This is a genomic window from Acinetobacter sp. GQ146 (assembly GCF_059758585.1).
Genome location: NZ_JCAXDV010000007.1, coordinates 26,354 through 51,876, shown reverse-complemented (window position 1 = coordinate 51,876; position 25,523 = coordinate 26,354). Strand labels below are relative to the sequence as shown.

At 40.6% G+C, this 25,523-nt stretch carries 22 protein-coding genes; 9 read left to right on the top strand and 13 right to left on the bottom strand.

The genetic code is table 11. The features are described from left to right. The first annotated feature begins 124 nt into the window (after positions 1-124). Positions 125-1,849 (top strand): glutamine--tRNA ligase/YqeY domain fusion protein, encoded by a 1,725-nt coding sequence (locus AC6CHI_RS11915; protein ID WP_498121479.1) that lies wholly within the window; start codon positions 125-127, stop codon positions 1,847-1,849. A gap of 132 nt (positions 1,850-1,981) precedes the next feature. Here AC6CHI_RS11915 and AC6CHI_RS11910 read toward each other — a convergent pair whose 3' ends face one another. Continuing rightward, on the bottom strand, positions 1,982-2,518 hold the full coding sequence (locus AC6CHI_RS11910) for a lecithin retinol acyltransferase family protein (protein WP_458892732.1): 537 nt from the start codon (positions 2,516-2,518) through the stop codon (positions 1,982-1,984). A gap of 197 nt (positions 2,519-2,715) precedes the next feature. On the opposite strand from AC6CHI_RS11910, the gene AC6CHI_RS11905 reads away from it, so the two are divergent. Further along, a complete protein-coding gene (locus AC6CHI_RS11905) occupies positions 2,716-3,426 on the top strand; it encodes a phosphodiester glycosidase family protein (RefSeq protein ID WP_498121477.1) in 711 nt (236 codons plus the stop codon). A gap of 62 nt (positions 3,427-3,488) precedes the next feature. On the opposite strand, the gene AC6CHI_RS11900 is transcribed toward AC6CHI_RS11905, so the two are convergent. From AC6CHI_RS11900 to putA, 3 genes are all read right to left on the bottom strand, one after another. After that, on the bottom strand, positions 3,489-3,716 hold the full coding sequence (locus AC6CHI_RS11900; RefSeq protein WP_498121475.1) for a hypothetical protein: 228 nt from the start codon (positions 3,714-3,716) through the stop codon (positions 3,489-3,491). 241 nt (positions 3,717-3,957) lie between these two features. Next, a complete protein-coding gene (gene trmA, locus AC6CHI_RS11895) occupies positions 3,958-5,040 on the bottom strand; it encodes a tRNA (uridine(54)-C5)-methyltransferase TrmA (RefSeq protein ID WP_498121473.1) in 1,083 nt (360 codons plus the stop codon). A 226-nt stretch (positions 5,041-5,266) separates the two neighbouring features. After that, complete coding sequence (putA, locus tag AC6CHI_RS11890) at positions 5,267-9,016, bottom strand: trifunctional transcriptional regulator/proline dehydrogenase/L-glutamate gamma-semialdehyde dehydrogenase (protein WP_498121471.1); 3,750 nt, start codon at positions 9,014-9,016, stop codon at positions 5,267-5,269. A gap of 118 nt (positions 9,017-9,134) precedes the next feature. Here putA and AC6CHI_RS11885 point away from each other — a divergent pair, with 118 nt between their 5' ends. Continuing rightward, positions 9,135-9,626 (top strand): Lrp/AsnC ligand binding domain-containing protein, encoded by a 492-nt coding sequence (locus AC6CHI_RS11885; RefSeq protein WP_458892727.1) that lies wholly within the window; start codon positions 9,135-9,137, stop codon positions 9,624-9,626. A gap of 49 nt (positions 9,627-9,675) precedes the next feature. Here AC6CHI_RS11885 and putP read toward each other — a convergent pair whose 3' ends face one another. Then, entirely contained in the window at positions 9,676-11,187 is a 1,512-nt protein-coding gene (gene putP, locus AC6CHI_RS11880) for a sodium/proline symporter PutP (RefSeq protein ID WP_498121469.1), read from the bottom strand. Between the two features lie 741 nt (positions 11,188-11,928). Here putP and AC6CHI_RS11875 point away from each other — a divergent pair. The 4 genes from AC6CHI_RS11875 to AC6CHI_RS11860 all read left to right on the top strand — a co-directional run bounded on the left by AC6CHI_RS11875 (position 11,929) and on the right by AC6CHI_RS11860 (position 18,098). Then, on the top strand, positions 11,929-12,285 hold the full coding sequence (locus tag AC6CHI_RS11875; RefSeq protein ID WP_498121467.1) for a hypothetical protein: 357 nt from the start codon (positions 11,929-11,931) through the stop codon (positions 12,283-12,285). Positions 12,286-12,451: 166 nt separating this feature from the next. Continuing rightward, entirely contained in the window at positions 12,452-15,910 is a 3,459-nt protein-coding gene (gene mfd / locus AC6CHI_RS11870; RefSeq protein ID WP_498121465.1) for a transcription-repair coupling factor, read from the top strand. Positions 15,911-16,133: 223 nt separating this feature from the next. Continuing rightward, positions 16,134-16,568: an HIT domain-containing protein gene (locus tag AC6CHI_RS11865; RefSeq protein WP_142768650.1), complete on the top strand. Its 435-nt coding sequence runs from the start codon at positions 16,134-16,136 to the stop codon at positions 16,566-16,568. A gap of 123 nt (positions 16,569-16,691) precedes the next feature. Then, positions 16,692-18,098 (top strand): adenylate/guanylate cyclase domain-containing protein, encoded by a 1,407-nt coding sequence (locus tag AC6CHI_RS11860; RefSeq protein ID WP_498121642.1) that lies wholly within the window; start codon positions 16,692-16,694, stop codon positions 18,096-18,098. Between the two features lie 71 nt (positions 18,099-18,169). On the opposite strand, the gene fdx is transcribed toward AC6CHI_RS11860, so the two are convergent. The 8 genes from fdx to AC6CHI_RS11820 form a co-directional block, all read right to left on the bottom strand. Continuing rightward, positions 18,170-18,508 carry an ISC system 2Fe-2S type ferredoxin gene (gene fdx, locus AC6CHI_RS11855; protein WP_458892723.1) on the bottom strand — a complete coding sequence of 113 codons (339 nt, stop codon included), beginning with the start codon at positions 18,506-18,508 and terminating at the stop codon, positions 18,170-18,172. Between the two features lie 15 nt (positions 18,509-18,523). Next, the gene (gene hscA / locus AC6CHI_RS11850) at positions 18,524-20,383 is read right to left on the bottom strand and encodes a Fe-S protein assembly chaperone HscA (protein ID WP_498121463.1); all 1,860 of its coding nucleotides are present in this window, start codon (positions 20,381-20,383) and stop codon (positions 18,524-18,526) included. Positions 20,384-20,417: 34 nt separating this feature from the next. Beyond that, positions 20,418-20,933 carry a Fe-S protein assembly co-chaperone HscB gene (hscB, locus tag AC6CHI_RS11845; RefSeq protein ID WP_458892721.1) on the bottom strand — a complete coding sequence of 172 codons (516 nt, stop codon included), beginning with the start codon at positions 20,931-20,933 and terminating at the stop codon, positions 20,418-20,420. 89 nt (positions 20,934-21,022) lie between these two features. Continuing rightward, entirely contained in the window at positions 21,023-21,343 is a 321-nt protein-coding gene (gene iscA / locus AC6CHI_RS11840; protein WP_498121461.1) for an iron-sulfur cluster assembly protein IscA, read from the bottom strand. Between the two features lie 36 nt (positions 21,344-21,379). Further along, positions 21,380-21,766, bottom strand: a complete 387-nt coding sequence (gene iscU, locus AC6CHI_RS11835; RefSeq protein ID WP_458892719.1) for a Fe-S cluster assembly scaffold IscU — start codon at positions 21,764-21,766, stop codon at positions 21,380-21,382. Between the two features lie 101 nt (positions 21,767-21,867). Then, positions 21,868-23,085, bottom strand: a complete 1,218-nt coding sequence (locus AC6CHI_RS11830; RefSeq protein ID WP_498121459.1) for an IscS subfamily cysteine desulfurase — start codon at positions 23,083-23,085, stop codon at positions 21,868-21,870. A 1-nt stretch (position 23,086) separates the two neighbouring features. Beyond that, positions 23,087-23,563 carry an Rrf2 family transcriptional regulator gene (locus AC6CHI_RS11825; protein ID WP_458892717.1) on the bottom strand — a complete coding sequence of 159 codons (477 nt, stop codon included), beginning with the start codon at positions 23,561-23,563 and terminating at the stop codon, positions 23,087-23,089. Positions 23,564-23,675: 112 nt separating this feature from the next. Further along, positions 23,676-24,326 carry a hypothetical protein gene (locus tag AC6CHI_RS11820; RefSeq protein WP_458892716.1) on the bottom strand — a complete coding sequence of 217 codons (651 nt, stop codon included), beginning with the start codon at positions 24,324-24,326 and terminating at the stop codon, positions 23,676-23,678. Between the two features lie 230 nt (positions 24,327-24,556). Here AC6CHI_RS11820 and AC6CHI_RS11815 point away from each other — a divergent pair, with 230 nt between their 5' ends. After that, positions 24,557-24,988 carry a phasin family protein gene (locus tag AC6CHI_RS11815; RefSeq protein ID WP_458892870.1) on the top strand — a complete coding sequence of 144 codons (432 nt, stop codon included), beginning with the start codon at positions 24,557-24,559 and terminating at the stop codon, positions 24,986-24,988. Positions 24,989-25,156: 168 nt separating this feature from the next. After that, positions 25,157-25,429 carry a non-specific DNA-binding protein Hbs gene (gene hbs / locus AC6CHI_RS11810; protein ID WP_004976639.1) on the top strand — a complete coding sequence of 91 codons (273 nt, stop codon included), beginning with the start codon at positions 25,157-25,159 and terminating at the stop codon, positions 25,427-25,429. Positions 25,430-25,523 lie beyond the last annotated feature (94 nt).

Below are 25,523 nucleotides of genomic sequence, written 5' to 3'. Positions count from 1 at the left end.
GTTGAGAGAAGCATAAGCAAACTGTAAACTACAAGGCAAGTAAAAACGTACATTTCTTTGTTAAAAATACTGAAATTGCGTTTAAAATATCCTGTTTTTTATTTTTAGAAGTGATCTATCTACTATGAAGCCAAATGATGTTGTTGCATCTCTGCCAAATAACCCGACACCAAGTAATCATGCCTCTGTCGATGCTGCGCAGCAAGAACAACAGCCTGGCTTGGATTTTGTACGTCAAGTCATTACTGATGATTTAGCGTCAGGACGTACGCAAACAGTAGTCACGCGTTTCCCGCCAGAGCCGAATGGTTATTTACATATTGGTCATGTCAAAGCAATTTGCTTAAATTTTGGTATTGCTGAAGAATTTGGTGGGTATTGTAACCTACGTTTTGACGATACCAACCCAGATGCCGAAGAACAAGAATATGTAGATGGTATTGCCAACGATGTGAAGTGGTTAGGTTTTGAGTGGAAAGACGAACCACGTTATGCATCGGGCTATTTTGATCAGTTATACGCGTGGGCTGTGCAATTGATTGAACAGGGGGATGCTTATGTCGATTTACAATCACCTGAAGAAATTAAATTAAATCGTGGTAACTTTGTTGAGCCGGGCAAAAACTCGCCTTATCGTGATACTACGGTTGCTGAAAACCTCGAACGCTTTGAAAAAATGCGTAATGGTGAGTTGGGTGAAGGACAAGCGGTGTTACGTGCCAAAATTGATATGGCATCGCCAAATGTGCATATGCGTGATCCAATTCTTTACCGTGTTTTACATTCTGAACATCACCAAACAGGTGATAAGTGGAAAATGTATCCAATGTATGACTATGCGCATCCATTGTCTGATGCGATTGAAGGGATTACGCACTCTTTATGTACTTTGGAATTCCAAGACCACCGTCCATTCTATGACTGGGTGATTGAGAAGGTACATTCGCCAGCTGTTCCACGTCAGTACGAATCGAGCCGTTTAAATATTGATTACACCATTACCTCTAAACGTAAATTACGTAAATTGGTTGAAGGTGGATATGTGAATGGTTGGGATGACCCACGTATGCCAACCGTAGTCGGTATGCGCCGTCGTGGTTTTACCCCTGAAGGTTTACGTGATTTCTGTAAGCGTGTAGGTGTGTCGAAGACCGATGGTATTGTTGATGTGGCCATGCTTGAATTCTGTATCCGTCAATCGCTAGAAAATACTGCGGGTCGTGGTATGGCGGTATTGAATCCACTGAAAGTGACTTTAACCAACTTACCAGAAGCATTGGACTTGGTACATGCGCGTCATCCAAATGTCGATATGGGTGAACGTGTGATTCCATTAACTTCTGAAATCTATATTGACCGTAAAGATTTTGAAGAAATTCCACCAAAAGGCTTCAAGCGTTTAGTACCTGAAGGCGAAGTGCGTTTACGTCATGCTTATGTGATTAAATGTGATGAAATCATTAAGGATGAAAACGGTGAAGTGGTTGAATTGAAATGTTCGATCGATCCTGAAACGTTGGGTAAAAACCCTGAAGGGCGTAAAGTCAAAGGGGTAATTCACTGGGTATCTGCAACCCAAGGTATTCCTGCTGAAGTTCGGATCTATGACCGTTTATTCACCGAATCTGCACCAGATGCAACCGATGATTTCCTAGCGAATCTGAATCCAGAATCATTACAAGTTGTTCAAGCGGTTATTGAGCCTGCACTAGCGCAAGCTGAGCCTGAACAACGCTTCCAGTTTGAACGTGAAGGTTATTTCGTGGCTGATCGTTATGACCATAGCGCAGAAAAGCCTGTGTTTAACCGTATTTTGGACTTAAAAGACAGTTTTAAACCGGGTAAATAATTCATTTATTCACCATATAAAAAAGCCCCGAGGTTTAGATTCGGGGCTTTTTTTATTGCTATGCCAAAATTTATGAATACGGCTGGCTAAGATATTTTGAATTTATTCTGAGACTGAAATGTCCTCAAGGTGTTAACGGTTTTTATGCTCTTGATCTTTAAAGAACAAATAAGTTTGGGTATGCATTTTTGCCTTGTCGCGTAATTTCTTTTTAATATACAGCGCAAGCGCAAAGCAAGTTGTGGTCACGGTTAATAGCATGCTGTTCATATAGCTCATAATAGAACTCACATAACCGATTGTTGTGAGTCGATTCATCATTCTGACCACTTGCGGGCTGCTTTCTACGCCGGTAATTGCCCAAGTACAGAGATGTTCGCAGTTGTTCATAATTAAATGATAGTGATTTTCTTTCATGCGAGAACGCATGCGACGAACCACTTTGCGACCTGAATATTTAGGCTGCTGATAGTCAATGACGTTAATTTTTTTGCCATGACAGAATTGTTCTAGCGTGGTGATTTCAATCGGTCGCTTTTTAAAAAAGTGAGCAAAACCTGAATAATGGATAACACGTCCACGCCCAATATAAATCCCGTGATGGGAGTAGGCGAAATGTTTAACAACAAGATGTGCTCCAATAGGAAACCGTTTTTTTTGCTGATGCATTGCGACGTTTAACTAATAAAGTTACACATGTATATTAGCATGTAGTCTACTTAGAATTGTGGAGATACGCGATTAGTTGCATGCGAATGCTACAAAAAGCAATAAAATAGAAGCTAAGTGGTCAAAGTGTCGTAATTCATATGGATATAAGAGTAAGACAGGTGCTACAACTGGTCGTAATGCTTATTGGTAGCTTAATGTCTATAAACGTATTGGCTCAGGTGAAAAGCTATACGCGACATTATGATTACAATTACACAGTTATTGAAGTGGATGATTTAAGCAAGCTTCGTTTAATGTTGAATGAACAGAATGATGAAACGCCAGTGAATGACTTCAGTCAAATTGCAAATCAGCTAAAATCCTGCGAGCAGATGACATTTGCCATGAATGCAGGCATGTTTCACTCAACCTACCATCCAGTAGGCCTATATATTGAAAACAAGAAAAAGCTATTTCCTATCAATCGAGATCATGGTTGGGGAAATTTCTATTTACAGCCTAATGGTGTTTTCGCTTGGAACGCTAAGCAGGCAATAATCTTAAGTACTTCTCAATATACGAAACGTAAATTTAAAGCGGACTATGCCACTCAATCGGGTCCAATGCTCATCATAAATAAGCAGATTAATCCTATATTTATACCGCAGTCAGATTCACTTAAATTACGCAATGCCGTGGGGATTAAATCCCAAACATTGTATTTTGTGCTGACAGAGCAATCTGTGAATTTTTATACCTTAGCCAGTTTTATGCGAGATGATTTGGAACTGGAGCAGGCTTTATATTTAGATGGATCTGTTTCAGCTGTCTATTTGTCTGAACCATCGCAAAATACGCAAACCCATCGCCTAGGTCCAATGCTGGCTTATATTGATGATCAAGCATGTCATTCTAATTCACAATAATCGCCACAATAAAAAAGCATTGGTTTTCGGCCAATGCTTTTTTGTATCTGTGAAATCTGCGCTTACTGTAATGGTGAGCGGGTAATTTCATTCAGCTCTTTACGACTATAACCGCGTGAAGCGAGTACACGCTTAATGCCTATAATGACATCATCATCAGTCGCTTTTGCAAGAGCATTTAACAGTTGTTCGTCGGTTTTGCATGAGCAATCATTTTCGATACAAGCGATTTGATTTTTATGCTCATTCAACTGCTGAGGTGCAGTAAACAATTTTTGCCAAAAACTCATAGAGCCTTCATTCATGAATAACATAGAACGAAATATAGCCAATTCTATAAATAATGCAAGTCTACATGAGTGATAAAAGCAGCAGTTAAACACGCAAAATTTCAATCATAATGGCGCAGTTTAACGTTTTTATGACACATGCATAAAAGTGGTGAAATTAACTGATTTATTTCTATAAAAAAATCCTCAAGCGGTTGATTTTAATGGCTTGAGGACCCAGTTTTTAACATTGGAAAATTGTTTACAATTTTTCCAGTAATACCCCAGATTCAACATGGTGGGTATAAGGGAACTGATCAAATAATGCGAACTTTGTGACTTTGTGGGTTTGTGTCAAAAGCTTCAAATTGTCATAGAGGGTATCGGGATTACACGAGATATAAATGATCCGTTCAAAGCGTTGCAGCAGCTTCAAGGTTTCATCATCAATCCCTGCACGCGGTGGATCAACGAAAACGGTATCAAAATCATAACTGCTAATTTCAATTTCAGCTTCTTGTAGACGTCTAAATTCACGTTCACCATTGTAGGCTTGAGTAAACTCTTCGGCAGAAAGGCGAGCGACCTGAATGTTATCAATGTTATTTTGCTCGATGTTCCATTGCGCTGCATATACAGAAGATTTGGCAAGTTCAGTGGCTAACACACGCTTAAAGCGAGTCGACAAAGGCAGGGTGAAGTTCCCGTTACCACAGTAGAGTTCAAGCAGGTCTTTGTTTGAGTGACCCGCGGCATCACAAGCCCATTCCAACATTTTTTGGCAAACTTGAGCATTCGGCTGGGTAAAGCTACTTTCGATTTGTTTGTACTGATATTTACGCTCAAAAACTTGGAGTACTTCAACTACAAACTCATCAGAAAGCACGAGCTTTTGACCGCGGCTACGACCAATAATTTTAATCTTGAGTTTTTCTGCAAGTTGTTTGGCCAAGACTTGCCATTGTTCATTGAGTGGGCAGCGATAAATCAGTGAAACCAGCATTTCACCTTTTAAAGTCGCTAAGAAATGCACTTCAAACAGGCGCTTGGACAGGGCCTCATCACTTTTTAATTCTGACAAAAGTACTGGCATGAGTTGATTAATGTGCGCATCGGCAACTGGGAACTCATCAATACGAATGACTTGTTTTTGTTGTTGTTCATCGCGTTCAAACATGGCATAGAACATATCGTCATCAGTATGCCAAATACGAAACTCTGCGCGCATACGATAATGCTGTTCAGGGGATGCGAATACAGAAAGAGATGGGGGATTGAATTCGGCAAATTGCGCAGAAATACGTTCAACTTTGGCATCAAGTTGTTGCTGATAAGATGAAGTCATATGCAGTCAAAAATCATAAAACGTAGAAAACAGGGATGGTAACAAAGTTTGCAGGAGAAGACTAAGTGAATTCAGCAACTCTGCATGAAAATATAGAAAATACAGGGTGATTGTGAGATGAATCTAGCAAAGCAAAAATGATCGCTTATAAAAAAAGAAACCAAGCCATTAGACCAGTAATGGCTTGGTAAGGGAAATATATGCCCCTAACAGGATGCTTTTAACCTTAGTTCAAGGTCATTAAGCTAGCATTACCACCTGCAGCAGCAGTGTTAATACTGATGGCACGTTCAATTACAAGGCGCTCAACAGGAATGTCTTGTTCAGCAGGTTGTAAGTGAGTAATACCTACAATCGCACCTGGACGCTGTGCAATCGCAGTTTGCAACTCTAGAACTTGTGTGGTTGTACCGTGGTGCAGTACCGCATCAAACTCACCAGTCGCAATGCTGTTGATGACTTTGAATTGATTAGCAACGACTTTAGGCATAGAAGACATATGCTTCAATGCAAAGACATTGTCTGCCAATACAGCTGCTTTACTACCCACTGCAAAGATTGCATTTAATTGCACCAATTGGTCTTGTTCTTGCTCTGCAAGAGACAATACACAGTGACGAGCAACAATCGTGTATTGGTTGCTTTCACCTGTAGGACCATTCAATTCATACACTTGACCAGAAGCAAGTGCAGGAACTTGAGGCAATTTCACTTGTGGGAACTGCTTTTTCACCCAAGCGCTAAACTGTTCATACACTTCATTTTTCGGTGCTGGTTGTAACACTTTGCCTGTCGCAAAAGGTGTACTTAACTGTTTCGCGCTACATTCTTGCATTAAACGGTAAAGGTATAATGGACCACCCGCTTTAGGACCCGTACCAGATAGACCTTCACCACCGAAAGGTTGTACGCCAACAACAGCACCAACGATGTTGCGGTTGATATACAAGTTACCCACTTCAGAAGTGTTAATTACAGTGTTGATGGTTTCATCAATACGTGTATGTAGACCCATGGTTAAGCCGTAGCCTTTCGCATTGATTTGATCGACTACAGATTTCACATTACCTTGTGGGTAACGGATGATGTGTAATACAGGACCAAATACTTCACGCTCTAGGTCGTTTAAGTTCGGCAATTCAATCAACGTAGGTGGAATGAATGTACCTTGAGTTAAGCTCGCATCAGCATTGTCGTTGCGCATGAATTGGTGAACCGTATAACCTTTGCCACGCATCTTTTGGATGTGGTTCTGGATATTGGTTTGTGCTTCAGCATCAATTACTGGACCAATGTCAGTTTTTAACAGAGCAGGATTACCCACGGTTAATTGCTGCATTGCACCTTTCAGCATGCGAATTACGCTTTCAGCATTGTCTTCTTGTACACAAAGAATACGAAGGGCAGAACAACGTTGACCAGCACTGTCATACGCCGAGTTCACAACATCGAGAATCACTTGTTCAGTTAATGCAGATGAGTCAACAATCATGGCATTTTGACCACCAGTCTCCGCAATTAACGGAATCGGTTGACCATTTGAGCCTAAGCGTTTTGCAACAGTTTTCTGAAGAATTTTGGCAACTTCAGTAGAACCAGTGAACATAATACCTTGAACACGTGGGTCAGCACTTAATTGCGCACCAACGGTTTCACCGCGTCCTGGAATTAACTGTACAACGGCTTCTGGAACACCGGCTTCCCAAAGCATTTGGATGGCCAATGCTGCAATAAGCGGAGTTTGTTCAGCTGGTTTAGCAATCACCGTGTTACCTGCTACAAGTGCAGCAGAGATCTGACCGCTGAAAATCGCAAGCGGGAAGTTCCATGGGCTAATACATAAAACAGTACCTAATGACTCAATTTGTGCATTTGCAGGTAAATTCGTGCTTTGAGCAGCGTAGTAACGTAAGAAGTCAACGGCTTCACGCACTTCAGCAATCGCATTGGCATAAGTTTTACCACTTTCACGGCATAACAAGACCATGAGCTCTTGGATGCGACTTTCCATAATGTCGGCAGCACGGTTTAAACATGCAGCACGTTCATTTTTCGGAGTGTTTACCCAAGCCGCTTGTGCAGTTGCAGCATTGCTCAGTGCCAAGTTGACGTGTTCAGCAGAAGCTTCTTTCACGCTACCGACTTGATCGCTATGCACAGCAGGGTTAATCACGGCAACTTCAGCAGCGGCAGTAATTTCTGCTAAACCAGGACCCATCGCTTGTGCAGACCATTGCTGTGACATAAGACCTTGAACAGTTTTGTCTAAGCTTAACAATTCGCTGTCATTGGCTAAGTCAACACCTGAAGAGTTTTGGCGTAATGCACCATACAAATTCTTAGGTAATGGAATTGCTGGGTGTTTTAAGCCAACCGCTTTTTCTTGTTTCGCAGCAGTTAAGATCGATTCACGCGGGTTTTCGATCAGGTCTTGAATCTTCAAGCTCTTATCAGCAATACGGTTTACGAATGATGTGTTTGCACCATTTTCGAGTAAACGACGTACTAAGTAAGCCAATAAAGTTTCATGCGTACCTACTGGCGCATAAATACGGCAAGGGATATCCAATTTGTTTTCAGATTTTGGACCAACTACTTGTTCGTATAAAGGCTCACCCATGCCGTGTAAGCATTGGAATTCGTATTGACCGACGTAATATTTCGCAGGATCTGCCAATTCGTAAATTGTCGCAACAGTCTGTGCATTATGCGTTGCAAATTGCGGATAAATTTGTTCTGGCGCAGCCAATAATTTTCGAGCACATGCGATATAAGACAAGTCTGTATGCACTTTACGTGTAAATACAGGGTAGTCTGTCATACCTTCAATTTGTGCTTTCTTGATTTCGCTGTCCCAATACGCACCTTTAACTAAACGGATCATAAGACGCTTATTGCTACGTTTCGCTAGATCAACAATATAATCTACAACGTAGAAACAACGTTTTTGGTACGCTTGAATGACAAAGCCAATACCTTTCCAATCCGCCAATTCAGGCTCAAAGCAAAGACGCTCTAATAGCTCAAGAGAAAGCTCTAAGCGTTCAGATTCTTCAGCATCGATGTTTAAACCGATGTTGTAGCCTTTTGCCAAACGCGCCAATTCAAGTACTTTACCGTAAAGTTCGTTATGTACACGTTCAGTTTGTGAACGTTGGTAACGCGGATGTAATGCAGAAAGCTTGATTGAGATACCAGGACCGCTGTAAACGTCTTTATCTTTAGATGCTTGACCAATCGCATGAATGGCGTTGGTGTAATCATCATAATAACGCTCAGCATCGTGATCCGTTAACGCAGCTTCACCTAACATATCGTATGAATAGCGGAAACCTTTGTCTTCAAGACGTTCAGCATTGCTTAACGCTTCTTTAATGGTTTCGCCAGTTACGAACTGCTCACCCATCATACGCATTGCAACGTCAACGGCTTTACGAATGATGCCACGACCACTACGTGCAATTAAGCCCGTAAGCATGCTAGAAAGGCTGGCTTGCTGAGGAGTTTCCATCAGCTTACCTGTTAACATTAAGCCCCACGCAGCGGCATTAACGAACATCAGGTTGCTTTGACCAACGTGGTCTTTCCAGTTACCTTGGTTGATTTTGTCACGGATTAACAAATCGCGTGTAGCAGTATCTGGAATACGTAATAACGCTTCAGCAAGGCACATGAGGGCAATACCTTCTTGAGAAGATAAAGAGAACTCTTGTAATAAGCCTTGAACAATACCTGCTTTACCCGCAGAGCTTTTACGCTCACGTAAAGTATGCGCAAGGTTAAATGCGAGGTCTTGAATACGAGTATTCAATTCGTCTGAAATTTTGCTATGCTCAAGTAGATTTTCAACACATTCTGATTCGGCACGGCGCCATGCAGTGTTAATCTCTGTTTCATAAGCGCTCTTTTCTTTGAAAAGAGTAATATAGTCTTGATGAGGCTCGGTTCCATCAATTGGGGAGATGATCGTATTCATGCCAACTTCCTGTGACTGAAAAGATTGAGTTAAGCAAATTGCCGTATATAATTAATGATTACAGAAATAAACCCGAATAACTCACTATTGTTTCCCTTATTTTTAGAGATTAATTCAGATGTCTAGCCAAATTTTATCGCTTGATCGAACGGATATTAAAATTTTAGATATTCTGCAAAATGATGGACGAATATCTAATATCAAATTGGCTGAAGAGGTGAACCTATCTCCTACGGCTGTGCTTGCAAGGGTACAGAAGCTCAGCAAAGATGGATTTATTCTTGGTTATGAGGCCAAGTTAAATGCTGCAATGTTGAACTCAAATTTTGTGGTCTTCGTAGAGATTTTACTCGATAAAACGACGCCGAATGTATTAGATGAGTTCTGCGAGGCAGTATTACAGTATCCAGAGATTGTCGAATGCCATATGACCAGTGGTGGGTTTGACTTTGTTGTCAAGATTCGCTGCGCTAGTATGGAAGAGTTTCGCAAAATTTCAGGGCAGGTGATCTGGCAACTGCCAGGGATCAAGGAAACGCGTAGCTATCCAGTCATGGAAGTGATTAAAGAAAGCGGTAAGCTGAATCTCAAAGTCAAAAAGCATAGATAAAAATAAAGGGGCATTAAGCCCCTTTATTGTTTGCCACGATAAAGATCAATTACTTGTTCTTTAACTCAGCCATTTCGCGTTTGTAGAAGGCATCTGCTTTTTCAAAACGCTCAACCACATCTTTTGCAGGTTCTTTACCAAGAAGGCTCACAACAATAATGCTGATGAAAGACAAGATGAAGCCAGGGATGATTTCATACAAGCCTGTGTAGCCCATGGTGTTTTTCCAAACGATTACAGTGATTGCACCAACAAGGATACCCACGATAGCACCGTTGAGTGTCATACGTTTCCAGAACAAAGATAAGATAATCAATGGACCAAACGCAGCACCAAAACCAGCCCAAGCGTAAGACACTAAACCTAAAACTTTACTGTCTGGGTTTTGAGCAATTGTAATAGCAAGGATAGCAATACCAACAACCATCAAACGACCGATCCAAACCAACTCTTTTTGAGATGCATTTTTACGGATGAATGATTTGTATAAATCTTCAGTAAGCGTACTTGAACAAACCAAAAGCTGACAGCTTAGAGTACTCATTACTGCTGAAAGAATCGCAGCCAAAATAACACCAGCTAACCATGGGTTAAATAAAATCTTATTTAATTCCATGAAGATCGTTTCAGGGTTCTGAGAAACTACTGCCGCAAGTTCAGGATGTTGCTGGAAGTAAGCAATACCAACAAAGCCAGCACCAACCGCACCACCAAGACATAAAATCATCCAAGCCATACCAATACGGCGAGCAGCAGGGATTGTCTTAACAGAATCTGCAGCCATGAAGCGCACGAGAATGTGTGGTTGACCAAAGTAGCCTAAGCCCCATGCCATTGAAGATAAAATGGCAACGGTACTTAAACCTTCAAGCATATTCATGGCTTGTGGGCGGGCAGCTTCAAGTAATACAGCAAACTGTTGACTATGATCATCAATAGCAAGGTAAGCCATCACTGGCATTAACAATAAAGCAAAGATCATCAAGCCTGCTTGGAAAGTATCTGTCCAGCTCACTGCAAGGAAACCGCCGATACAGACATATGAAATTGTCGCAAGTGCGCCAATCCAAAGCGCTGTTGAGTAGTCCCAGCCAAATAAGCTTTCAAACAAACGCGCGCCAGCAACCATACCTGAAGCACAGTAAATAGCGAAGAAAATAAGAATTACGAATGCAGAGATAATACGTAAAATACGTTTTTTGTCGCCAAAACGACCAGTGAAATAATCTGGTAATGTAAGCGCATTATTCTGATATTCAGTGTGAACACGAAGACGTCCAGCAACCAAAAGCCAGTTTAACCAAGCACCGATAATCAAACCGATGGCAATCCAAGCTTCAGAAAGACCAGATAAATAAATTGCTCCGGGTAAACCCATAAGCAACCAGCCGCTCATGTCCGACGCGCCTGCTGAAAGTGCTGTCACAACGCTTCCAAGACTACGTCCACCCAAGATGTAGTCAGAGAAATCTGAAGTTGCCTTATAAGCATATAGGCCAATACCGACCATTGCGACAATGTAAAAAATAAAAGTAATTAATGTGGGGTTCACTTGACTCATATGCCCATCCTTTGTCCTAAAACCATCTGTCCATTTATCCAAGATGATTTTTTGAGCTGCAATAGCGAGGAGCTGATTCAAACATAAAAGCAAAATTACTTACTGTTACATTTCTAGGGTGTTTGTTGTGATCTTGTGTAGCAAAATGTAATTTTGTTTACAAAACTAAAAATGACAAAACAGGCTAGTCAGTTTAAGAGATGTACGCAGTTTGCTTGAATATTTCCTTTTATAATGTGAACTTTCAATAAATATGAATAAAAAGTATTCAATTTAATTGATCCGTGTGGTTCTGTTTACATAAGTTTACATTTTTAGATCTGGTTGGTTGAAAATAAAATCCGATATTTCAATTCGATAGTGATGAAATACCTCCAGTATGAATCAGTCATTTTGAAAATTAGTCAAAAATGACATGTTTATGCGCTGCTCGTAGGGGTTTTAATTATTGCGGTATTATTACTCTAAATTTAAGTCCTAGGGGCTCGATTCTCCTTTTTTATTGTATTGATGACTTGTGAAAATCGTTAAGTGATGAATCATTTCATCTCAATTATGCGCGCAATGCAATCAAGCTAAATATACGTTTTATGTAAATTTATCGACTTCGAATAAAAGGTTAAAGCTTGGACAAAACAACGATGCAAAAAAGAAGAGAGGGATTAAATGGTGTATTCAGTCGATAAGTTCGTTCTGATTGCATTATATAATGTGGCTTCAATAGTTAAGGGAAGCAGGAAGATGCTCAATAAGCTAAAAAATGTATTTAAAAGTTCAAAAGCGAAAGAAGAAGAAGCTTATTTACTGGAGCATGCGATTCAGTTTGATTCAGAGCAGGGCTATATCGTGGATGGGATAATCCTCAATAAGGAATTGTCTGAACGCTTAGAATACTATTCCAACCGACGCTTAACACAGTTTGATGATTTGCAGGCACTTTATTATGCGGCCATGTTAATCAATGAAAAAATTGATTTGGAAATTGCGCAGCAGAGATTTGTCACACGATTAGGCAATACGGAAGAAAATCTAGTGCAATTTAAGCAAATCGTACAAAAACTGAATGACTACTATCGCAATTTTATACGCGAAAAATAAAGCTTAACTATATATAGCTATTTATAGCACTCATATGCGTGTTGATGAGTAGTATGTTCAACAAGTCTCACACATTCTGGGTTAAGTAACCGTATAAAAATTTTATTGGCTTTTGGCCTCGTGATAAGATTGTAACCAAGTGACTTATCTCTAAAAAGCGACCTACATGTTCCAACAAGAAATTGCTCAACTCAATCTGTCTAAATTGAAAGCAGGTGAAAAACGCTGGATCGGACAATTACAAGGTTCAGCTGCTGCATTATTATTTAAAGAAATTTCTATACAACATAAGCAGCTTTTTATTCTGGTAGCTCGGAACAGTCAGCATCTGGCTCAACTCGAAAGCGAGCTTGAATTTTACGGCGTTAAACCGACAATTTTCCCCGATTGGGAAATTCTACCGTATGACCGTTTATCCCCACATCAAGATATCGTGTCTGAACGCTTGGCGATTTTATCGAATATGCCGCAACAAGGCGTATTACTCGTTTCAGCCTCAACTTTAGCGCAGCGCGTAGCGCCAGCATCTTGGGTTTTGGGCGAGCATTTCGATATTCAGGTGGGACAAAAATTCGATATTGAAAAGCAAAAATTGCGTCTCATTCAGGCTGGCTATCATTTGGTTGATACCGTATACGACCATGGTGAATTTGCAGTGCGCGGCAGCATTATGGATATTTTTGCTTCTGGCCAAAATGCACCGATTCGTATTGATCTGTTTGATGATGAAATTGAGAGCCTAAAATTTTTCGACCCTGAAACACAGCGCACCACGCAAAATTTACAACAATTTAGTGTACTACCTGCTAAAGAGTTTCCACTCAAGGAAGCGCGTTCTTTATTTAGAGATCGTTATGCGGAAAGTTTTCCAACGGCCAATCCGAAGAAAAACCCCATTTACCAAGATGTGCTAGATGGGATTTCATCACCGGGTATTGAATTCTATTTACCGCTGTTTTTTGAGAAACAAGCCATGCAAAGTCAAAGTACGCTTATGGCGTACTTACCAAAGAATGGCATTGTCATTACAGATTTAGGTTTGGATGAAGGCTTGTCTGGATTTTGGAAAGAAGTTCTGCGTCGTTATGAGGATCGTCGGCATAATGTCGATCATCCAATCTTGCCGCCGGATGAACTTTTTTTATCACCGAATCTGGTCTTGGAGCACCTGAATAAATTTGGCCGAATTCTGGCTTCGACCGAAGAAGTCGAAGAACGCGCGGGTGCAATTAATTTAGCGACTGAGCCACCACCGCGTTTAGCTGTCGATCCTAAACAAGAAAAGCCTTTTGCAGCAGTCAAAAATTATCTCGATACAGTCAATCATCCGGTACTTTTGGTGGCAGAAAGTGCGGGGCGACGTGAAACACTAAAAGATGCACTACGTCCATATTTAGGCGAAATCCCAAGTGTTGATGGCTTCGCAGATTTTCAGCAATCTTTACAAGCGATCGCCATTACCAATGCGCCTTTAGATCGTGGTTTGGTGATTCAAAATCAACTGAGTGTCATTTCTGAAAATCAGTTATATGAACATCGGGTTGTGCAGCGTCGTCGTAAGCGCCAGCAAGAAGTCTCGGAAGAATTCTTAATCAAGAGTTTAACTGAACTCAGTATTGGTGCACCTGTTGTGCATATCGATCATGGTGTTGGACGCTACGCAGGTTTAATCACTCTAAGTATTGATGATCAGGAACATGAGTTCTTGCAGCTAGATTATGCAGATGCTGCCAAAGTGTATGTTCCGGTCACCAATTTACATTTAATTAGTCGTTACAGTGGTGGTGATCCAGATTTAGCCCCGCTGCATAAACTCGGTACCGATGCTTGGAGCAAGGCGAAACGTAAGGCACTGGAACAGATTCATGATGTTGCAGCTGAGCTATTGCATATACAAGCACGTCGCCAATCTAAACCGGGTATTAGTTTTGAGCTTGATCATAGCCTTTATATGCAATTTGCTAGTGGCTTTGCTTATGAGGAAACTTTAGACCAGGCCAATGCGATTGAAGCAACCTTACATGATATGCAACTGGCAAAACCAATGGATCGTCTGGTCTGTGGTGATGTCGGCTTCGGGAAAACAGAAGTTGCCATGCGGGCAGCATTTGTAGCGGTACAGAATAATAGGCAAGTTGCCGTTTTGGTACCGACAACATTGCTGGCACAACAGCACTATGAGTCATTTAAAGACCGATTTGCAGATTGGCCAGTTCGAATTGAGGTATTGTCGCGTTTTGGTTCGAGTAAAGCACATCTAAAAACCATTGAAGATTTGGCTGATGGCAAAGTCGACATTGTTGTTGGTACCCACAAGATTCTGCAAGAAAATGTGCAATTTAAAAATCTGGGGTTGATGATTGTGGATGAAGAACATCGTTTTGGTGTGCGCGATAAAGAGCGTATCAAAGCGTTGCGTGCAGACGTGGATATGTTAACCCTGACGGCAACTCCCATTCCTAGAACATTAAATATGGCATTTAGTGGCATGCGCGATCTATCGATCATTGCTACGCCACCAGCACGACGCTTGGCTGTCAAAACTTTTGTGCAGGAGCATACTTCAGAATCAATCAAAGAGGCGATTCTGCGTGAGTTACTCCGTGGGGGACAAGTCTATTTCTTGCATAATGAAGTAGAAAGTATTGAGCGTGCCGCCGAAAGTATCCGTGAACTAGTACCAGAGGCACGCGTGGCTGTAGCACATGGGCAAATGCGTGAACGTGAACTGGAGCAGGTTATGCAACAGTTCTATCATAAAGAATATAATGTCTTGGTATGCTCAACGATTATTGAAACAGGGATTGATGTGCCGAATGCCAATACCATTTTAATTGAGCGTGCGGATAAACTCGGGTTGGCACAATTGCATCAGTTACGTGGTCGGGTTGGGCGTTCGCATCATCAGGCTTATGCTTATTTATTGGTTCCATCCATGAAAGGCTTAAAGGGTGATGCGGAAAAACGCTTAGATGCCATTCAGCGTGCAGCAACACTCGGTGCAGGCTTTATGCTTGCGACAGAAGATTTAGAAATCCGTGGTGCAGGTGAATTGCTGGGTGAACAGCAAAGTGGTTCTATGCAAGCGATTGGCTATAGCTTGTATATGGAAATGCTGGAGAAAGCCACCAAAGCAATCCAAAAGGGTAAAACCCCGAATTTTGATGCGCCATTATCGCTTACCGCTGAAATTAATCTGCATATGCCAGCATTAATTCCAGATGAGTACTTGGGCGATGTGCATCAGCGCTTGTTATTCTATAAACGTATCAGTAATACCAATACCCAAGACAAGCTAGATAATATCCGCATGGAATTGATAGATCGTTTTGGTATTCCACCACAACCCGTAAAGCAATTATTTGCAGTGCATCAATTAAGACTCAAGGCTGAGTTTTTAGGCATTACAAAAATTGATATCAACAGTAATGGCGGGCATATCGAATTTTCCCAAGATACTCCAGTGCAGGCCATGAGTATCATCAATATGATGCAAAAGCATCCAACCTTCTTCCGTATGGAAGGTGGTCAGCGCTTAAAAGTCATGGTGATGCTGGAGGATTATGAAAAAAGGATTCAATTTATCAATGATTTACTGGAAAACTTGATTAAAGACCTGAATTGATAGAAGGAAGTCACTTCTTTGGCTTGACTTTCGAAAAGTTAGATTGGAGGGATAGTCAAAGAAGCGGTTGATTTATTTGGGAAAATTATTAAAGTAATAAATGTGATTGAGTTCAAGTCAATTGGTGCTTTATTTGTAATGAAACACCTTTTATAGAATACTCAGCCTTAGTTTGATGTGATAGTATTAACCATCATTCTAATTTTGCATCATTTATAAAGATATGTTTAGTTTGCATCCACAACTTGCTCAAGATACGTTTTTTGTAGGCGATTTTCCGCTTTCTACATGTCGTTTAATGAATGATATGCAGTTTCCTTGGCTCATTCTTATTCCACGTGTTCCTGGAGTTACTGAGCTGTATGAATTAAGTCAGGCTGATCAGGAACAGTTTTTACGTGAATCAAGCTGGTTGTCTAGTCAGCTTGCACGTGTTTTCCGCGCAGATAAAATGAATGTTGCGGCATTGGGTAATATGGTGCCTCAACTCCATTTTCATCATGTTGTACGTTATCAAAACGATGTGGCTTGGCCTAAACCAGTTTGGGGCACACCAGCAGTTCCATATACAAACGAAGTACTTGCGCATATGCGTCAAACTTTAATGCTTGCTCTACGTGGTCAGGGTGATATGCCGTTTGACTGGCGCATGGATTAATCTGAACAAATCATTTGTTTATGGATGAATTGTGATTAAATTCGGGTTCTGGAGTAGGTAGTGCTATCATTAAGCAATTGGTTAGATAGAGACCCTAAGCATTTTGAATACCTTCATCGCGTGATGGGTTATGCAATGCTATCTCTACTTTTAGTTGTTTATCACTACACCTCACCAGAAACCCACTATCAAATCTATGTTCCTGTTTTGATGGGAATGGTTGCTTTAATTCTGCCCAAATTATCTCATTGGCTGGAATTTAAGTATGGCTATCATGCCAAACGCAATTCACTTTTTGCGCTTGATGTGATTGTGATAGCCGTCATGCTGTCGGCAGTTCATCTTAGTTTGGTGCTGACTTTTACCGCAATTTTTGCTGTTCTTTTTTCATCAATAAATACTAAAGTCTCATTTTTTTCAGCAATGCTAACCTGTGTGTTTGGGGTTGCTGTTTTCTATTTTTGTAATATTTTTATTTTTGGTTTTGGTGAGTATTTTGAACATACTTCTTCAGAACTTACGGTACTCTCATTCTTGTGTTTGATTACCTATTTTGGTGTGGGTATTATTTATCAAACCCGTCGTATTCGTTATATCCATTCCAAGCGAGAATACTATTATAATCAGATGAATCGCTACATGGAGTTTGCCAATCAGTTAAGTCGTTATGCGCCCTTGCAGTTGTGGCAATCAATTATGAAAGGTGAGTCAGAAGCTAAAATTGAATATAAACGTAAAAAAATGACCGTTTTTTTTTCGGATATTCAAGGTTTTACAGAGCTATCAGAAACGCTCATTCCAGATGATTTAGCCTACTTGCTTAATGACTATTTGAGCCATATGACCGAAATTGCCAAGCAATATGAAGGTACAGTCGATAAATTCATGGGCGATGCCATCTTAATTTTCTTTGGTGATCCAAATACACAAGGGGTGGAGCAAGACGCAAAAACTTGTGTAGAAATGGCCATGGTCATGCGTCAACAAATGAAATTACTGCGCGAACGCTGGATTAAAATGGGATATCCACCTTTGCATATTCGCATGGGCATTAGTACCGGTTATTGCCACGTTGGTAACTATGGTGCAGCACATCGTATGGCTTATACCATTGTTGGTCGTGATGCAAACTTGGCGGCTCGCTTGCAGAGTGCTGCTGCGGTAGATGAAATTTTAATTTCAGATGATACCTATAACTTAATTAAAAACGACTATTTGTGTGCGCCTAAGTCACCGATTTATTTAAAAGGGATTCAGGGGCCTGTACGCACATGGCAAGTGATGGAAAAATATACTTCGCAAAAAACAGATTATCAGCGCTGGTTTGATTACGAATATAAAGGTTTTCATTTATTGCTTAATTTGGATGAAGTGCAAAACTTTGAATATCCTGAGCTGATTTCGGTATTGGATAAGATGATTAAGCGTATTCAAACACAGCAAAAATTAACCAACTCACAAGGGATTGTGAAATTGAAGCTTGAGGATGAAGTGATTCAGCCTATAGAAGAAGATTCGCGCATTCACTAATATTTTATTGTATTTACTTATTTTATAGATGTAAAAAAACCACGCAATCCGCGTGGTTTTTTTGAATCAACTTAGTGATTCTCTGATGCATGATTGATGGTGTATTTAGGAATCTCAATTTCTAAATCTTCATCTACAATCTCAACTTGGCAAGAGAGGCGAGAATCTGGTTCTAAGCCCCACGCGCGGTCAAGCAAATCAGCTTCCACATCGTTCATTTCTTCTAGGCTGTCAAAGCCTTTGCGTACAATCACGTGGCAAGTGGTACATGCACATGACATGTCGCAAGCATGTTCAATCTTGATGTTGTTTTTTAGCAAGCTTTCACATAAGTTTGCATTTTTCTCAACTTCAAACTCAGCACCTTCTGGGCAGAATTGCGCATGTGGAAGTACTTTAATACGTGGCATAGTCTTTACCTTAATTTAGTTTGAGTTTGACCAGTCTTCGAGTTTAGTGCCTTTTAACGCTGCATCAATATGTTGATTCATACGTAATGCAGCAAATTGATCACTATGTGTTTTAAGCTGCTCTACTGCTTGTTCAATGGCTTGAATATCATCGCCTTGAAGTTTAGTTTCAAGATTTAGCTTGGCTTGATTCAACGCATCAAGCTGTACAGGGCTAAGCAGTTGAGTATCAACTTTTAAAGCCTGTGTTAGCGCTTCAAGTTCACGTTGCGCTTCAACTTTGGTTTCTTGTAGATGACGAAGGCTTTTATCTTCTTCGGCATATTTAAAACCGTCGAGTAACAGTCGTTCAGTATCTGCTTCTGATAAACCATATGACGGTTTAATGTCGATTTGAGCATGAACACCCGATGTAGTTTCTTTGGCAGCAACGGTAAGTAAGCCATCTGCATCGACTTGGAAAGTCACTTCAATTCGGGCCTGACCTGCTGTCATCGGAGGGATGCCATGTAGAACAAAACGACCCAAACTACGGCAATGCTCAACCAGATCACGCTCACCTTGCACAACATGAATCAACATCGCGGTTTGGCCATCTTGATAAGTCGTGAATTCCTGACGACGTGCAACGGGGATAGCCGTGTTGCGAGAAATGAGGCGTTCAACCAGTCCACCCATCGTCTCTAAACCCAACGACAGTGGGGTGACATCCAGTAGCAAAGAGCCATCTGTAGAGTTGCCAATCAATTGATTTGCGGTAATTGAAGCCCCTATCGCAACAACTTCATCTGGATTGATGGTACAAAGAGGTTCTTGATTGAACACATCACGGACCGCTTTTTGTACCGCATAAGAGCGTGTAGAGCCACCCACTAAAACGACATTTTGAATATCAGATAATTCAAGTTTGGCATCGCGCATAACACGCTTACATACACTGATGGTCTTGTCTAATGCAACTTGAATAATACTTTCAAAGGTAGGGCGATCAAGCTTTAAGCTTTGATCTAAAAGCTTTAATTCAACCGTGGTTTGATCGCTCAGTGCTTCTTTCGCTTTGCGCGCGGCAACTACAAAATGTGCGTATTCGGCATCATCTAAGTGTTCAATGTTGAGCTGTTTTTTTGCCCATTTTACAATCAGACGATCAAGGTCGTCACCACCTAAAGCAGTGTGACCGCCAGTGGCTAAAACTTCAAATACACCTTGCGAGAAGCGAAGAATAGAGACATCAAATGTACCGCCACCCAAGTCATAGATGACATAGTTGTGATCAGTCGCTAAATTGGTATCTTGATCTAAACCATAAGCAACAGCAGCAGCTGTAGGTTCATTCAGTAAGCGCAGTACATTTAATCCAGCCAGTTGAGCTGCATCGCGAGTCGCTTGGCGTTGGGCTTCATCAAAATAGGCTGGTACGGTAATTACTGCACCATTTACTGGATTTTGCAAGCTTGCTTCAGCACGGTCTTTGAGCTGTTTTAAAATCTCTGCCGAAATTTCGACTGGAGTTTTACGTCCCTGAGCGGTCTCAAAGGCCGGCATCTGATGATCTTCACCCACTAGTGTGTATGGGTGTTGGAATTTAATGTCGGCTTTAGAGCGACCCATAAAACGCTTCACGGAAACAATGGTGTTTTTAGGGTCGGCTGTAATAAAGGGTTTCGCATCATCCCCGTAGTGGGTTTGATTTTCGGTGTAATGAACGATACTAGGAAGTAACACTCGACCTTGTTCATCATGTAGAACTTTGGCTTTACCAGAAAGCACAGTTGCGACTAAAGAGTGGGTTGTGCCTAAATCAATACCAATCGCAATACGGTGTTCATGTGGTGCACTTGATTGCCCCGGTTCTGCAATTTGCAAAAGTGCCATGCGTTACATCCTTTGAGCAGTAAAATTTGAAAACTTAAAAATCATCATCAAGATCAAAACTGTCATCATCTAAGAAACGATCTTCAGCTTTGTCGATATCATTCATGACTTTTTGGAAAAAACGTAATTTACGGACGGTATCTCGAGCCTCGGCCCAGTCTTCATCTTGATAATCGATTTTGAATTCACGGACTAAGCCATCAATCCATTGTGAAACTTCTTTTTTAAGAGAGATCAGATCATCCGCAGATGATGCTTCATCTAATTGTTCACGAATTTCAAGCGCGGATTGTAAAAACTCAAAATCATTGATGGATTGGTCGAGATGATAATCTTGTTTTTTGAGCGCCAATAAATATCCAGCACGGCTGTCAACCTGAGATAAGATTTTGAATGCATGATTAATTTCACTTGATTTAATCAGGGCTTGATCTTTATCTTCAGCTTTATCAGGGTGATATTGTTGCTGCAGCTTTAAAAATTCATTTTTTAAACTGGCTAAATCAATATCGAGCGCTACTGGAAGGTTAAACAACTCAAAATGATTCATGGGAGATGGGATCCGCAATTATTTCATGTAAATAAATAGAATTAAAACAGTGTAAAGACACTGTTTTAATAGGTGAGGACAATATGGTGTTAGACAGTGAAAGACTCACCGCAACCACATTCGCCTTTTTTATTTGGGTTGTTAAACTCGAAGCCTTCGTTTAAGCCATTTTTGACATAGTCCATTTCCATACCATTGAGATAGACTAAGCTTTTTGGATCAACAAAAACTTTAACACCAAACTGTTCAAAAACTTGGTCATGCGCATCAACATCATCAACAAATTCGAGCACATAAGCCAAACCAGAACAGCCTGAAGTTTTCACACCAACGCGAATACCTTCACCCTTACCGCGATTTTTTAAATAATTGCTGATATGAGTTGCAGCATTTTCAGTTAAATTGATCATGAAAACTCCGTTATTCTTTCACTGGTCTGGAAACAATTAAGCTTTAGTTCGCTTGTTGCGATAATCTTCAACAGCAGCTTTAATTGCATCTTCTGCAAGTACAGAGCAGTGTACTTTTACTGGTGGAAGTGCAAGCTCGGTTGCAATATCAATATTCTTGATGGCTTGAGCTTCGTCTAAAGTTTTACCTTTTAACCACTCAGTTACCAACGAGCTTGAAGCAATTGCAGAACCGCAACCATAAGTTTTGAAGCGCGCTTCTTCAATTACACCTTCGTCGTTCACTTGAATTTGTAGGCGCATAACGTCGCCACAAGCAGGCGCGCCGACCATACCAGTACCAACATTTTCAGCGTTTTTGTCTAAAACACCTACATTACGAGGGTTTTCGTAATGATCAATTACTTTTTCACTATATGCCATGATGCTTCTCCAAACCTCGGGGTCAGCGTTAATATTAATATGGGGTTAAATTCGTTTTAATCAATGAGATCATTTGGCATGATCTCATTGAAAGCTGAGAATTAGTGTTCAGCCCATTCGACTGTAGAAAGGTCAATACCTTCTTTATACATATCCCAAAGCGGAGAAAGTTCACGTAACTTATCAACAGCAGCTCGGGTCACGCTTAACACATGATCAATATCTTCTTCAGTGGTGTATTTACCAAAGCTGAAGCGGATTGAACTATGAGCCAACTCATCAGAAAGACCTAATGCACGAAGTACATAAGATGGCTCTAAGGTTGCAGATGTACATGCAGAACCTGAAGAAACTGCTGCGTCTTTAAGTGACATCATTAATGATTCACCTTCCACAAAGTTGAAGCTGACATTCAGGTAGTTAGCAACGTTTTGTGTTGGGTGACCGTTAAGGAATACTTGCTCAAGATCTTGTAAACCGTTCCAAAGTTTGTCACGGAGTCCACGTAAGCGAGCTTGTTCAGCAACCAGATTTTTGCCTGCAAGTTCAAATGCTTCACCCATACCCACAATTTGATGTGTTGGTAAAGTACCAGAACGCATGCCACGTTCATGACCGCCACCGTGCATTTGTGCTTTTAAACGAACACGCGGGCTACGACGGACAAATAAAGCACCGATGCCTTTAGGGCCATAGATTTTGTGGGCAGAGAAGCTCATTAAATCAACTTTTAAAGTCGAAAGGTCAATTTCAACTTTACCTGCAGCTTGAGCAGCATCAACGTGGAAGAAAATTTTGTTTGCACGTGTAATTTCGCCAATTGCAGCAACATCAGTGACTGTTCCAATTTCATTGTTTACCATCATTAGGGAAACAAGAATGGTATCTGGGCGAATAGCTGCTTGAACCATTTCAGGAGTAATTAAACCTGTTTGTGGAAGTGGTTCAAGATACGTAATTTCGAAACCTTCAGATTCCAATTCGCGACAAGTATCTAAAATAGCTTTGTGTTCGATTTTACTGGTGATGATATGCTTGCCTTTAGAAGCATAAAACTGAGCTACACCTTTTAATGCTAGGTTGTCAGACTCAGTTGCACCAGAAGTCCAAACGATTTCGCGAGGATCTGCTTTGATAAGGTTTGCAACTTGTTCGCGTGCGTATTCAACTTTTTCTTCAGCTTGCCAGCCATACGCATGAGAACGAGATGCAGGATTACCGAAAGTACCATCGAAAGTTAAACATTCCATCATGCGCTCTGCAACTTGAGGGTCGACAGGAGTTGTTGCGGCATAATCAAGATAAATCGGACGTTTCATTTCAAATACTACCTGTAACCGATAAAAGGGCTGAATCAAAAGATGCTGTGTTTTGGCGGATGGCAACAGTTTGTACGTTGTCGCGAGCTACAAGATCAGCAAGTGAGATTTTAGCGAGATAATCGGCAATGTGGTGAGAGAGTTCTTGCCATAAATCATGAGTCAGACACATGGCACCATTTTGGCAATTGCCTTTATGGTCACAGCGCGTTGCGTCTACAGTTTCATTTACAGCTTCAATAATTTCTAACACAGTGATGCTTTCGGCATTACGCGCAAGGTGATAACCACCATTTGCACCGCGAACACTAGAAACTAGACCATGGCGTTTTAACTTGGCAAAAAGCTGCTCAAGATACGCAACGGAGATAGTTTGGCGAGCTGCAATTTCGGCTAGAGTGATCGTTTGTTCAGTAGGCTGCAAAGCTAGATCAAGTAGAGCAGTCACCGCGTAGCGACCGCGAGTTGTTAAGCGCATGATTCGATACACATGTTTAGACTAGATGTGTAGATTCTATGAATCCTGACTAAAATAGTCAAGTTTTTTTAAGACGATTTAGTTTGTTTTAATTAATAATAAAAAGAGTGATTTATGCAAGCCAAACATTATACACAAATAAAATAATAAGTATAACTGTGGTTACAAAAAACGCGATATTGATCCGCTTTTGATTTTGCTCTAAACGACGAATTCGGTTTTTGTATTGTTTTACTTCTACTTCTAGTGAATTAATTTTAGACCGTTGCTGGTCAATTTTCTCTAATAATGGCGCCACGCGTTTATTTGAAGAGGTAATGTTTTGCTCATCATCCACGGGTTGCAAGAACCATTGTTTCCAATCCGCCAGTACTTTAGGCGCACTAAATAAAAGCACCAGATCGCGAAACTCATCTTTTAAGGTGATATCACCATCAATGCGCATGGTTTTGATGCTACGTCGATTAGCAAAGATAAAAATTTTGATTAGATCCATCAATGTGGTTCTGACATCCAGTTCTACAGGCTTTTCAGGTGCTTTGCTATCGAACAGAATGCCGTGTTCATTAAATTGAACATAAAAGTCAAAGTAAGGGACATAGCTATTAATTTTGATTGCTATTTTTTGTTCGACGAATTTTTTTGCCTGTAATGCTACAACAGGATCGCGCTTAATTATAAAAGTGAAAATCGTTTCTAAAACAATCATGGATGTTGTCAGCAACAAATGTGGTTGATTTTGTCTTTGTTGCGAATCGCTCATAAAATCTAATCCTTACGGGTAAACTGAGTGTCCTGTCTCATTGTATTGGTGTGAGGACTGAAATAAATTGCACTTTAGACGAGCTTTGTAGAACAGTTTTACAAATCGATCAAGTGTTAAGTTTGCTATGATGAGTTTATTTGTACGGTTTAAGTGCAGGATAGGACAATAAATAGGCAGGAGTGGCGTGTATGAATAAAACGACAAAAACAGAAAATAATGATGATGAAATGCTTTCCTCTAGTGAAAAAGTTCAAAAACACAAAATGCGTACGCGGTCAAAGTCTGGTCTAGATTTTAGGAAATATACCAAACAGATCTGGCTTGCAGGGTTGGGGGCATTTTCTCGTGCAGAAGAAGAAGGCAATAAATTATTTGACTCATTGGTCAAGGTAGGTGAGGAGCTAGAGTTAAAAACCTCTGAAATAGCTGACCAAACGGTAGAAAAAGTTTCAGAAAAAGCCAAAGAGTCTGTGGTGGATACTAAAGATAAAGTTGAGCGACTCATTGATCATAGTGTGCATCATTCCTTAAACCGCATAGGTTTGATTACGGCAAAGGATATTCAGCATTTAGAAAATCTAATTTTACAATTGCACAGTAAAGTTGATGCTTTGATTATAGAAAATGAACAACTGAAAGCGAAAATAGAAAAAAAGTGACAGTTTTGGAGAGATTGATATTTTTTCCAGACTAATTTGCGATTAAATTTGCATAAAAGCTCAAGAGGAGTATTGCGTTCTCCCCTAAAGCATTGCTATAAAGGCGTTATGGTAATTTAAACTATATCCTTGAACCTTAAATAAACGATATTAGAGGACTTCATCTTCATGAATAAATCAGAATTAATTGATGCAATTGCAGAAAAAGGGGGATTGTCTAAGACTGACGCAGGTAAAGCCTTAGACGCGACAATTGCTTCAATCACTGAAGCGCTTAAAGCTGGTGATACAGTTACACTTGTAGGCTTCGGTACTTTCAATGTGAAAGAGCGTGCTGCACGTACTGGTCGTAACCCACAAACTGGTGCGACTCTTGAAATTAAAGCAAGCAAAGTACCTAGCTTCAAAGCGGGTAAAGGTTTAAAAGATTCTGTAGCTTAATCTTTTAACAGTTTGCTAAACGCGCCTTTTTGGCGCGTTTTTTATTAATAATGCTGATTTAATATCTAAACGCATTCATTCATTTTATCTTTTC

Excerpts from the sequence above, each read along its gene's own strand:
- fdx (WP_458892723.1), bottom strand. The coding sequence starts at position 18,508 with ATGCCACGTATTAAAGTACTTCCACATGCGCAATTCTGCCCAGAAGGT.
- AC6CHI_RS11860 (WP_498121642.1), top strand. The coding sequence starts at position 16,692 with ATGGGTTATGCAATGCTATCTCTACTTTTAGTTGTTTATCACTACACC.
- hscB (WP_458892721.1), bottom strand. The coding sequence starts at position 20,933 with ATGAATCATTTTGAGTTGTTTAACCTTCCAGTAGCGCTCGATATTGAT.
- putP (WP_498121469.1), bottom strand. The coding sequence starts at position 11,187 with ATGAGTCAAGTGAACCCCACATTAATTACTTTTATTTTTTACATTGTC.
- iscU (WP_458892719.1), bottom strand. The coding sequence starts at position 21,766 with ATGGCATATAGTGAAAAAGTAATTGATCATTACGAAAACCCTCGTAAT.
- AC6CHI_RS11905 (WP_498121477.1), top strand. The coding sequence starts at position 2,716 with ATGTCTATAAACGTATTGGCTCAGGTGAAAAGCTATACGCGACATTAT.
- hbs (WP_004976639.1), top strand. The coding sequence starts at position 25,157 with ATGAATAAATCAGAATTAATTGATGCAATTGCAGAAAAAGGGGGATTG.
- AC6CHI_RS11910 (WP_458892732.1), bottom strand. The coding sequence starts at position 2,518 with ATGCATCAGCAAAAAAAACGGTTTCCTATTGGAGCACATCTTGTTGTT.
- AC6CHI_RS11820 (WP_458892716.1), bottom strand. The coding sequence starts at position 24,326 with ATGAGCGATTCGCAACAAAGACAAAATCAACCACATTTGTTGCTGACA.
- hscA (WP_498121463.1), bottom strand. The coding sequence starts at position 20,383 with ATGGCACTTTTGCAAATTGCAGAACCGGGGCAATCAAGTGCACCACAT.
- AC6CHI_RS11900 (WP_498121475.1), bottom strand. The coding sequence starts at position 3,716 with ATGAGTTTTTGGCAAAAATTGTTTACTGCACCTCAGCAGTTGAATGAG.
- AC6CHI_RS11885 (WP_458892727.1), top strand. The coding sequence starts at position 9,135 with ATGTCTAGCCAAATTTTATCGCTTGATCGAACGGATATTAAAATTTTA.
- AC6CHI_RS11830 (WP_498121459.1), bottom strand. The coding sequence starts at position 23,085 with ATGAAACGTCCGATTTATCTTGATTATGCCGCAACAACTCCTGTCGAC.
- mfd (WP_498121465.1), top strand. The coding sequence starts at position 12,452 with ATGTTCCAACAAGAAATTGCTCAACTCAATCTGTCTAAATTGAAAGCA.
- AC6CHI_RS11915 (WP_498121479.1), top strand. The coding sequence starts at position 125 with ATGAAGCCAAATGATGTTGTTGCATCTCTGCCAAATAACCCGACACCA.
- putA (WP_498121471.1), bottom strand. The coding sequence starts at position 9,016 with ATGAATACGATCATCTCCCCAATTGATGGAACCGAGCCTCATCAAGAC.
- trmA (WP_498121473.1), bottom strand. The coding sequence starts at position 5,040 with ATGACTTCATCTTATCAGCAACAACTTGATGCCAAAGTTGAACGTATT.
- AC6CHI_RS11865 (WP_142768650.1), top strand. The coding sequence starts at position 16,134 with ATGTTTAGTTTGCATCCACAACTTGCTCAAGATACGTTTTTTGTAGGC.
- iscA (WP_498121461.1), bottom strand. The coding sequence starts at position 21,343 with ATGATCAATTTAACTGAAAATGCTGCAACTCATATCAGCAATTATTTA.
- AC6CHI_RS11875 (WP_498121467.1), top strand. The coding sequence starts at position 11,929 with ATGCTCAATAAGCTAAAAAATGTATTTAAAAGTTCAAAAGCGAAAGAA.
- AC6CHI_RS11815 (WP_458892870.1), top strand. The coding sequence starts at position 24,557 with ATGCTTTCCTCTAGTGAAAAAGTTCAAAAACACAAAATGCGTACGCGG.
- AC6CHI_RS11825 (WP_458892717.1), bottom strand. The coding sequence starts at position 23,563 with ATGCGCTTAACAACTCGCGGTCGCTACGCGGTGACTGCTCTACTTGAT.